Raw genomic sequence first — 9,768 nt, 5'->3', positions numbered from 1 at the left:
GGCGTGTTCAACATTCCATGGAACCAACAAAGCTTAACTTAGTGGTATTGACCAGAATGGACAGACGCACACCACATCATCCACTGGATCGACGGCGGAATAACCTCAACAGAACTCATGACACTGCTCTGCCGACACCACCACACCACCATCCACCAACAAGACTGGGAAATCATCATGCGCAACGGCATCCCGTACTACATCCCGCCCGCGTGGGTCGATCCGCAGCGCAAAGCCATCCGCAACACCATGCACGCCGCCTGAACCTCGGCCGATCGGCCGATGCGGTCCTGCCCGGTTGACCGAAGTGGCAGGCCCTGCCCCGCTCATACCTTTCCTGCCATGACCACAACCAGGACCGACCGCCGGTGGCTGGCCACCGCGCTGTTCACCGTTCCACTCGTCGGTGCGTACCTGCTGGACCTGCTCGCCGTCACCGGGCTCGACGATCCGCTGCGGAACCTCGGCCTCGACGTCGTCCGGAGCGGCGACCCGCTCTCGTTGCTCACCGCCGTCGCGATGCTCGGCTCCGCCCTGGCCGCCGTGCGCAGGCCGAACGCCGCGCCCTACATCGCGGTCGGCACCATGCTGGCGTCCTCGATCTTCCTGCTGGCGACGAACGCACGGCCGACCGGTGTGGGCTCGGTTCCGCTCATGGCCACCGAACTCATGGCGTGCGCCCTGCTGCTGATCCACTGCCTGTGGCGGCTCGACTCCCCCACCCAGGCCTGGGGCGCCGTCGCCGCCATCGCCGGTGGCGGGCTGGTCGCCGTCGGCATCCGGTTCGGCGTCACGATGCCCGCCATCCTCGGCGAGTGGACCGAGCACCTCGTCTACGCGCTAGCACTACTGCTGGTCACACTCACGGTGGCCGCGGGGGCCGGATTCCTGCTGCGCCGACGGACCGGGAGCGCCGCGTGATCGTCCCCGCTAGGTTGGCTCGAATGACGACGGCGACAGCACAGCGGTGGCTCGCCGCGCTGCTCGCCGGCGCCTTCGTCCTCGACGCGCTGTACGCCACCGACCGTGGCCCGCGCGGCCTGCCGGCACTCCTGGTCGGCATCGCCGCGATCGCCTGCGCCTACTTCGGGGTGCGCAGGGCGGCCATCGCCACGTTCGCCGCGGCCGGCACCCTGCTGCTGTCCTCGTTCTGGCTTCGGCTGACCGACATGTACGCCATGTCCGTGGGCCGGACCGGCTTCATGCTGTCCGAGCTGCTCGCCTGCTCCGTCCTGGTCGTCCTCGTGGTCTGGCGCGCCCGGCCGGCCGTGGCCGCCGGCGCGACCACCACCCTGGTGCTCTGCGCCGCCGCTGGACTCGGGATCCGGATGGGGCTGTGGCGGATCGCGCCGGAACGGTGGCTGTCCCCACTGGCCCGGCCGGCCGTCCTCGGGCTGTTCCTGCTGGCGGGGGCGGTCGCCCTCGGTATCGCCCTGCGCAGGGCCGGCGAACGCGGCACGGACGCCGACCTCACCGAACTGCTGCGCCGGCAATGGCCGCTGGCCGGCGCACTCGGAATCCTGCTGCTCGCCGACATCGACGGGTGGGGCGGCCGGCTCCTGTTCGGCACCTCCAGCCTGCGCGGCATCGAATGGATCACCGTCGGCGTCTCGGCACTCGTCGGAGCCTGCGCCGTACTGGCCGCCCGCCGTCCAATGCGGCCGGCGCTCGTCGCGGCCGGGCTGCTCGTGGTGTTCGCCGTCCCCATCGCGGTCCACGACCTCACCTCCGGCGGCGGGGCCGACCCCACCCTGCCGATGACCCAGGTGGCCGCAAGCATGGCGCTGGTCGCGTTCCTCTACCGCCAGGTCGACATCCGCATCGCGTCGTGGTGCACCGCCGCGCTCGTGACCGGCAACGCGGCCACCGTGCTCGCCGCGATCTCGAGCGACTACCACTGGCTCCAGGCGGAAGTCATTCTGCCGCTTGGGTTTCTCGTCGTCGCGTCGATCCTCGCCGGGCTCTACTTCAGATCCCGGGATCGCGAACTGGACCAGATGGTCCGATCATCTGTGGCCGACGCGCAGCACGCCGAACGCCTCTCGCTGGCCCGCGACATGCACGACGTGGTCGCGCACCAGGTCACCGCGATCGTGGTGCAGGCGCAGGCGGCGAAGCTGGCCGCCGAACGCGACCCGTCCGCCGCGATCACCGCGCTGGACAAGATCGAGGCCAGTGGCGCCGACGCGCTCGCCGCGATGCGCAAGCTGGTCGGCGGCATGCGTGACGCCAGGCCCTCCGGCAACGAGGAAGCCACCACCGACCTGGACTACGACATCCGGTCCACCGTGGACAGGTTCGAGGGCCCCTTCGTCCACTTGGAACTGTCGCTGCCGGACGACCTGCCCGGCGACGTCGGCCGCTCGATCCTGCGGCTGGTACAGGAATCGCTGACCAACGTCAGCAAGCACGCGCGCGGCGCGACCGTGGTGCGGGTCGTGGTGGACCACGCCGACGGCCAGGTGCGCATCGAGGTCACCGACGACGGCGACGCGGCACCGGCCAGCGGAGACGGCTACGGTCTGATCGGCATGCGCGAGCGCGCCGAGCTGCTCGGCGGCACCTTCGAGGCGGGGCCGGCCGAGCACGGCTGGCAGGTGTTGGCGCGGATTCCGTACCGGAACGGGGAATCGTGAGCATTCGAGTGCTGATCGCCGACGATCAGGAGATGGTGCGCGCCGGGTTCCGCACGATGCTCGAGCTGCAGGACGACATCGAGGTCGTCGCCGACGTGCCGGACGGCGTCAGCGCGGTGGCGCGGGCGCGCGAGCTGCGGCCCGACGTGTGCCTGCTGGACATTCGGATGCCGGAGATGGACGGGCTGGAGGTGACGCGCGCGCTGGCCGGGCCCGAGGTCGCCGATCCGCTGCGGGTCGTCGTGGTGACCACGTTCGACCTGGACGAGTACGTGCACGCCGCGCTCACCAACGGCGCGAGCGGGTTCCTGCTCAAGGACGCCGGGCCGACGCTGCTGATCGAGGCGGTGCGGGCGGCCGCGCGGGGCGACGCGCTGGTGTCGCCGCGGATCACCGTGCGACTGCTGCGGCACTTCGCCAAGGCCGGAGCCGCGCCGGAGCCGGCCGGGCAGCAGTTGACCGCCCGCGAGCTGGACGTGGTGCGGGCCGCCGCGCGCGGGCTCACCAACGCGGAGATCGGCGCCGAGCTGTACCTGTCGCTGTCCACCGTGAAGACGCACCTCGCCTCGGTGCAGGCCAAGATCGGCGCGCGGAACCGGGTGGAGACGGCCGCGTGGGCCTGGCGCACCGGCGTGGTCGAATGATCACTCCAACGTGGTCAGCAGCACGGCCAGCGCGAACCCGGCGGTGGTGACCAGGCCGGTCGCCTTGGAGCGGCCCTCGGCGTCGTAGGCCTCGGGGATCATCGTGTCCACGAGCATGGTGAGGATCGCGCCCGCGGCGAACGCCTGGATCGCGGCCACCACCTCGGGCGGCGCGTCGCCCAGCGCCAGGTTGCCGAGCCCGGCCGACAGCGCGGACACCACCGTCACCGCGGTCCACAGGCCGATGATCCACATGGGTGACCGCCGCCCGCGCAGGCCGGTCGCGGCGGACAGCGACTCCGGCACGTTGGACAGGAACACGGCCACCACCATCGCGACACCGACGCCCTCGCCGCCGAGCAGCGACACCCCGATCACCACCGACTCGGGAATCCCGTCCAGCACGGCGCCGAGCACGAGGCCGAACGACACCTCGTCGTCCGGACCGGCAGCAGACCGTTTGCGCCCCGAACCACCGCGCCGATCCAGCCACCGGTCGGCCAGGAAGAACACCGCCGATCCGGCGAAGAGGCCCAGCGCCACCGCACCGAACCCGCCGGCACGCAACGCCTCCCCGGTGAGGTCGAACGCGAGCGCGCTGATCAGCACGCCGGCGCCGAATGCCATGATCAGGCCGATGACCCGCCTCGGTACGTCGATCAGCAGCCCGAGCACCGCGCCGACGATCAGCGCGGCGCCGCCGACGAAACCCCAGAACGTCGCTTCGAGCACCGGCCGACGCTACCGCGATCACCGGAATCGCACATGACACGCTTCTCACTGTCCACAGTGGCCGGTCGACCAGAGACTTGGTGGATTTGCCCGACCTACCCACCTACTACAGAACGGCCCCCTGAGCTCAGCCCATCTCGTGTCGCGGCCGTTGCTGCCCTTGGAGTGACCCAGAGGTGTCGGTTGGCCGGGGTTGACCTGGCCCGTCCCGCCAGGGCCGTGGGACTTTAGCGGGCTAAAGTCCCCGGGTTTCGAGGCCTTTGCGCGGCGTCAAAACGGTTTCGCCAGGTCAGGAGCCTGTGGATGCCGAGGTTGACATAGCGGACGGCCCATGCGTGCGTACTTAACCCCGCGAAAGTACGTCGAAGGCCGGGCGCGGGAGTGGCTCAGACCGACACGCCGGGGATCGTCTTGAGTTCGCCCATGAGCATCGGGCCGACCGTCACGGGGTACTCGTCCAGCGCCAGCAGGTGGTCGTTCAGTCTGATGTGGACCGGAGTGTTTCCCTTGTGCGCCAACAGGGTTCGCTTCAACTCGAGCACGACGTCGAGGTCGAGCTTCGCCGCCGAGCACCGCAGCACGAGCGGCTCTCCTTCGGTCTCGGCCAACTCCAGCGCGGCCACGTTCGACCCGAACACCGACATCTTGTCCTCCCGCCAGTTCACCCGTCCCTTGACCAGCACCGCGCGATCCTCGGCCAGGTCGGCCGCGAACAGCGCGTACGACCTGGGGAAGAACAGCACCTCGATCGCCGCGTCCAGGTCCTCGATCACGCAGATCGCCCACGGCTCGCCCTTCTTGTTGACCCGCCGCTCCAGCGCGGTGATCAGCCCGGCGACGATCAGCTCACCCTCGCGCGGCGGACTGTCCAGGATCGCCGCGATCGGGCGTGGCGCGTGCCGGCGCAGCACCCGCTCGGCGCCGTCCAGCGGGTGCGCGGACACGTACAGGCCGAGCATCTCCCGCTCATAGGCGAGCTTCTGTTTTCGCGGCCATTCCTGCTCGCCGAGTGTCAGGTACGCCAGCGCCGAGGTCGGCTCGGCGGTGTGCTCCCCCGGGCCGAACAGGTCGAACTGGCCCTCGGCGGCCCGCCGTTTGAGCGACACGACGGCGTCGACGGCCTCCTCGTGCACCTCGATCATGGCCAGCCTGCTCCGTTCGAGTGAGTCGAACCCGCCGGCCTTGATCAGCGACTCGATCGTGCGCTTGTTGCACGCGACGAGACCCGACTTGTCCAGGAAGTCGGTGAACGAGACGTACTTCCCCTTCTCCCGCCTGGTGGCGATGATCGACTCCACCACGTTGGCGCCCACGTTGCGCACCGCGCCGAGCCCGAACCGGATCGCGTCGCCCACCGCGGCGAACCGCAGGCCGGACTCGTTCACGTCCGGCGGCAGCACGGTGATGCCCAGGCGCCGGCACTCCGACAAGTACACGGCGGACTTGTCCTTGTTGTCCCCCACCGAGGTCAGCAGCCCGGCCATGTACTCGGCCGGGTAGTTCGCCTTCAGGTACGCCGTCCAGTAGCCGACCAGCGCGTACCCGGCGGCGTGCGACTTGTTGAACGCGTATCCGGCGAACGGCAGGATCGCGTCCCACAGTGCCTGAACGGCCTCGGTGGAGAAGCCGTTGCCGAGCATTCCGTCCCGAAATCCCTCGAACTCCTCCTCCAGGACCTCTTTCTTCTTCTTGCCCATCGCCTTGCGCAACACGTCGGCTCGGCCCATCGAATAACCGGCGACCTCGCGCGCGATCTGCATGATCTGTTCCTGGTACACGATCAGGCCGTGCGTTTCAGCGAGAATGTCGCGCAACGGTTCGGCCAGTTCCGGGTGAATCGACTCGATCGGCTGGCGGCCGTTCTTCCGATCGGCGTAGTTGTTGTGCGTGTTCATCGCGATCGGGCCGGGCCGGTACAGCGCGTTGACCGCGATGATGTCGTCGAATCCGGTCGGTTTCATCCGGCGCAGCAGATCCCGCATCGCGCCGCCGTCGAGCTGGAACACGCCGAGGCTGTCGCCGCGCCCGAGCAGCTCGTAGGTCACCGGGTCGTCGATGCCGAGCGCGTCCAGATCGATCTCCACGCCGCGGTTGTCCCGGATGTTGTCGATCGCGTCGCCGACGACCGTGAGGTTGCGCAGCCCCAGAAAGTCCATCTTGAGCAGGCCGATCGCCTCGCAGGACGGGTAGTCCCAGCCGGTAACGATCGCGCCGTCGTCCCGCCGCCACAGCGGGACCACGTCCAGCAGCGGCTCGCTGGACATGATCACCGCGCAGGCGTGCACACCGGCGTTGCGGACCAGGCCCTCCAGTCCGCGCGCGGTCTCGAAGATCGCGGCGACCTCGGCATCGGATTCCACCAGCGCCCGCACTTCGGCGGCTTCGGCATGGCGTTCGTGTTTCGCGTCCACGATTCCGGCGAGCGGAATGTCCTTGGCCGCGACCGGTGGTGGCAACGCCTTGGAAATGCGGTCGGCGATCGCGTATCCGGCCTGTCCGTAATGCACGCGGGCGGCGTCCTTGATCGCCGCCTTCGTCTTGATCGTGCCGAACGTGATGACCTGGGCGACCTTGTCCGCACCGTATTTCTCGGTGGCGTACCGGATCATCTCGCCGCGCCGCCGGTCGTCGAAGTCCATGTCGATGTCCGGCATCGACACGCGTTCCGGGTTGAGGAACCGCTCGAACAGCAGCCCGAGTCGAATGGGATCCAGATTGGTGATGCCCAGCGCGTACGCGACCAGTGAACCCGCCGCCGAACCGCGACCGGGCCCGACCCGAATTCCCGATCGCCGCGCGTAGGCCATCAGGTCGGCGGTGATGAGGAAGTACGCGGCGAAGCCCTTCTGAGTGATCACGCCGATCTCGAAATCGACGCGCCGGACGTATTCGTTCGGCACGCCATCGGGCAATCGCCACCGCAGGCCTGCGGCAACCTGCTCGTGCAGCCAACTCGACGAATCGTGGCCGTCCGGCACCTCGAATCGCGGCATCCGGTCCCGGTTTTCGTAGACCTCGTCGTAGGGCTGGACGCGTTCGGCGATCAGCAGCGTCGAATCGGCGGCACCGGGCACCTCGGTGTCCCAGTATTCGCGCATCTCGGCGGCCGATTTCAGGTAGTAGCCGTCGCCGTCGAACGCGAAACGGTTCGGATCGTTCAGCGTCTTGCCGGACTGCACGCACAGCAGCGCGGCGTGCGCACCGGCCTGATCGCGGGTCACATAGTGCGAATCGTTGGTGGCCAACGGTTTCAGCGCGAGCCGGCGGCCGATGTCCAGCAGCCCGTCGCGCACCGACCGCTCGATCGCCAGGCCGTGGTCCATCAATTCCAGGAAGAAGCCGTCCGCGCCGAAGATGTCGCGGTAGTCGGCCGCCGCCTTGATCGCCTCGGCGTGCTGCCCCAGCCGCAGCCGGGTCTGCACCTCGCCGGACGGGCAACCGGTGGTGGCGATGATTCCCTCGTGGTGTTCGGCCACCAACTCGCGGTCCATTCGCGGTTTCCGGTAGTACCCCTCGATACTCGCGCGAGAGGACAGCGCGAACAGGTTCCGCAATCCGATTGCGTTCTCCGCGAGCATTGTCATGTGCGTGTACGCGCCGCCGCCGGAAACGTCGCCGCCGTCCCGGTTCTGCCCCCAGAACACCGGTTTCTTGTGGAAGCGCGATTCCGGCGCCAGATACGCCTCGATCCCGATGACCGGTTTCAGTCCGGCCTTCTTCGCCTGCCGGTAGAACTCGTCGGCGCCGTACATGTTGCCGTGATCGGTCATTCCGACCGCCGGCATGCCCAGCCGCCGCGCCTCGGCGAACAGCGGCTCGATCTTCGCCGCACCGTCGAGCATCGAGTACTCGGTATGCACGTGCAGGTGCACGAAGGAATCCACCGGCCCACTCCCCACGGTTGTACGCTGCACTCGACCGTGGGCATTCGATCCGATACACGTGCTCACAGTCCAACAATCGACACGCTGATCGGCGACAACTGGTGGTTGTAGATGGATCTCGACATCGGCGCGGTGCGCGCGTTCGTCGCGGTGGCCGAGGACCGGTACTTCGGCGAGGCGGCGGTCCGGCTCGAGGTGAGCCAGCAGGCGATCTCCAAGCGGATCGCGAAGCTGGAGTCAGACCTCGGCGCGACGCTGCTGACCCGCACCAGGGGCGGTGCGGAGCTGACCGAGGAAGGGCACGCGTTCCTGCCGCACGCCCGCGCGCTGGTCGGGCTCGCCGACCAGGCCGTGGAGCGGCTGCGCGTAGGGCGGCGGCCCCTGCGGGTCGACGTACTCAGCACCCGGATCGCCACGATGGAGCTGATCAGGTCGTTCCACGAGGTGCACGATGTCGAGCTGGAACTGGTGACGGTGGGCCTCGGCGCCGACCGGACGGTGTTGCTGCGGGACACGGTCGACGCCGCGTTCGCCCGCGCCACCGGCGTGCCGGCCGGCGTCGAGCGCATCCCGGCCTGCCTGGACGGTGCGCGCCTGCTGGTCGGCAAGCGGCATCCGCTCGCGCGGCGACGGCGCGTCCCGATGGCGGAGGTGGCGCGGTACCCGCTGTGGATGCCGAACAACGTGCGGGACAGTGAATGGAAGGACTACTACCTCGAACTGCGCGACGCGTTCGGCGTGGAGATCGACACCTCCGGCCCGAATTTCGGCGGCGACCACTACGTCCAGGCGTTGAGCGAGTCCACCGACCGGGTCGGGTTCATCGGCGAGAAGATGCGCGTGCTGTGGCACCCGGACGTCGTGCAGATCCCGATCGTGGACCCGACGCCGGTGTACCCGTTCTGGCTGTTGTGGCGGCCGGAGAACCGGCACCCGGTGCTGCCGCTGCTGATCGAGCACGTCAGGTCGGCCTACCGCCCGCTCGACCCGGACCGCGAGTGGCTGCCGCCCGGCGACCGGCCCGATTTTCTCGGCTGATGCGCCCTCAGTTGATGCGCACCGCGACCTGGCAGTCGGCGTAGGTGTAGGCCACGTACTCGAACGCGATGCCGGTGCGCTCGACGAACTCGGTCCAGGCGCGGTGTTCGTGCCGCTGCCAGCCCGGGTAGTTGAAGTACTCGTCGAACACGAGCACGGTGCCGGGCCGCAGCCGGGGAGCGAGTTGCTCGAGCACGGTGCTGGCGGAGCTGTACAGGTCGCAGTCGACGTGCACGAAGTCGAGCGGCTCGTCGTGCGCGGCGAGGAATCCGGCGAGCGTGTCGTCGAACAGGCCCACGACGAGGTCCGCGCCCGGCACCTCGGGCAGGTCCTCGCGGGCGAACGCGCCAGCCGCCATGCCGGCGATCCACGCCTCGGGCAGGCCCTGGAACGAGTCGAACCCGTACACCCGCTCGCCGCCGCGCTGGGTGGCGATGGCGCGCAGCGTGTTGCCGGTGGCCACGCCGAACTCCAGGGCCATGCCGCCGGTCGGGGCCAGCGACAGCCCGTAGTCCAGCGTCTCCCACGGGTGCCGGAAGTGCCGCACGCCGACCAGGTGATCCCGGGCGAACCGGTTGCTCTCCACGGCGGCGTCCTGGTCGCCGGCGAACACGATGTCCTTGCGGCTGCGGATCTCGAACTCGATGACGCGGTCGAGGATCCGCTGGGTGCTGATGGCCAGCTCCTCGCGCAGCGCGCGGACCTCGTGCTCGAGTGCTTCGATGCGGTCGGCCTGCTCGCGGCCTGGCCGCAGTGCCCGCGCCGTTCCGCGCAGGGTGTCGTGCAACATGGGAGCTCCTCTACGCCGGTGGGGTTGCCGCAGGCTACGTCGAT

Annotated in this window: 8 protein-coding genes; 5 read left to right on the top strand and 3 right to left on the bottom strand. The window is 69.1% G+C overall.

Features of this window, described 5'->3' with window-relative positions; genetic code table 11:
* The first annotated feature begins 117 nt into the window (after positions 1 to 117).
* From EV193_RS33595 to EV193_RS32925, 4 genes are all read left to right on the top strand, one after another.
* Complete coding sequence (locus EV193_RS33595) at positions 118 to 264, top strand: hypothetical protein (RefSeq protein ID WP_165401597.1); 147 nt, start codon at positions 118 to 120, stop codon at positions 262 to 264.
* Between the two features lie 78 nt (positions 265 to 342).
* Positions 343 to 921: a hypothetical protein gene (locus tag EV193_RS32935; RefSeq protein ID WP_130348885.1), complete on the top strand. Its 579-nt coding sequence runs from the start codon at positions 343 to 345 to the stop codon at positions 919 to 921.
* Between the two features lie 23 nt (positions 922 to 944).
* Positions 945 to 2,636, top strand: a complete 1,692-nt coding sequence (locus EV193_RS32930; RefSeq protein WP_130348884.1) for a sensor histidine kinase — start codon at positions 945 to 947, stop codon at positions 2,634 to 2,636.
* The gene (locus EV193_RS32925) at positions 2,633 to 3,280 is read left to right on the top strand and encodes a response regulator (protein ID WP_278044246.1); all 648 of its coding nucleotides are present in this window, start codon (positions 2,633 to 2,635) and stop codon (positions 3,278 to 3,280) included. The genes EV193_RS32930 and EV193_RS32925 overlap by 4 nt, the downstream gene beginning before the upstream one ends.
* Here the strand turns inward: EV193_RS32925 and EV193_RS32920 are convergent, their stop codons facing one another.
* Positions 3,281 to 4,012 carry a ZIP family metal transporter gene (locus tag EV193_RS32920; RefSeq protein WP_130348883.1) on the bottom strand — a complete coding sequence of 244 codons (732 nt, stop codon included), beginning with the start codon at positions 4,010 to 4,012 and terminating at the stop codon, positions 3,281 to 3,283.
* Between the two features lie 386 nt (positions 4,013 to 4,398).
* Positions 4,399 to 7,896, bottom strand: coding sequence for a DNA polymerase III subunit alpha (dnaE, locus tag EV193_RS32915; protein ID WP_130348882.1), 3,498 nt, complete (start codon positions 7,894 to 7,896; stop codon positions 4,399 to 4,401).
* A 111-nt stretch (positions 7,897 to 8,007) separates the two neighbouring features.
* Between dnaE and EV193_RS32910 the strand changes: the two genes are divergently transcribed.
* The gene (locus EV193_RS32910) at positions 8,008 to 8,934 is read left to right on the top strand and encodes a LysR family transcriptional regulator (protein ID WP_130348881.1); all 927 of its coding nucleotides are present in this window, start codon (positions 8,008 to 8,010) and stop codon (positions 8,932 to 8,934) included.
* A 7-nt stretch (positions 8,935 to 8,941) separates the two neighbouring features.
* On the opposite strand, the gene EV193_RS32905 is transcribed toward EV193_RS32910, so the two are convergent.
* Positions 8,942 to 9,724, bottom strand: coding sequence for a class I SAM-dependent methyltransferase (locus tag EV193_RS32905; RefSeq protein WP_130348880.1), 783 nt, complete (start codon positions 9,722 to 9,724; stop codon positions 8,942 to 8,944).
* Positions 9,725 to 9,768 lie beyond the last annotated feature (44 nt).

The organism is Herbihabitans rhizosphaerae (assembly GCF_004216555.1).
Lineage (GTDB): Bacteria > Actinomycetota > Actinomycetes > Mycobacteriales > Pseudonocardiaceae > Herbihabitans > Herbihabitans rhizosphaerae.
Note: the sequence above shows the minus strand (reverse complement) of the source record. Positions and strands in the feature narration are given on the sequence as shown.

What these genes read in the sequence shown, in the direction of transcription:
- EV193_RS33595 (WP_165401597.1), top strand. Translation starts at nt 118, where the DNA reads ATGACACTGCTCTGCCGACACCACCACACCACCATCCACCAACAAGAC.
- EV193_RS32935 (WP_130348885.1), top strand. Translation starts at nt 343, where the DNA reads ATGACCACAACCAGGACCGACCGCCGGTGGCTGGCCACCGCGCTGTTC.
- EV193_RS32930 (WP_130348884.1), top strand. Translation starts at nt 945, where the DNA reads ATGACGACGGCGACAGCACAGCGGTGGCTCGCCGCGCTGCTCGCCGGC.
- EV193_RS32910 (WP_130348881.1), top strand. Translation starts at nt 8,008, where the DNA reads ATGGATCTCGACATCGGCGCGGTGCGCGCGTTCGTCGCGGTGGCCGAG.
- EV193_RS32905 (WP_130348880.1), bottom strand. Translation starts at nt 9,724, where the DNA reads ATGTTGCACGACACCCTGCGCGGAACGGCGCGGGCACTGCGGCCAGGC.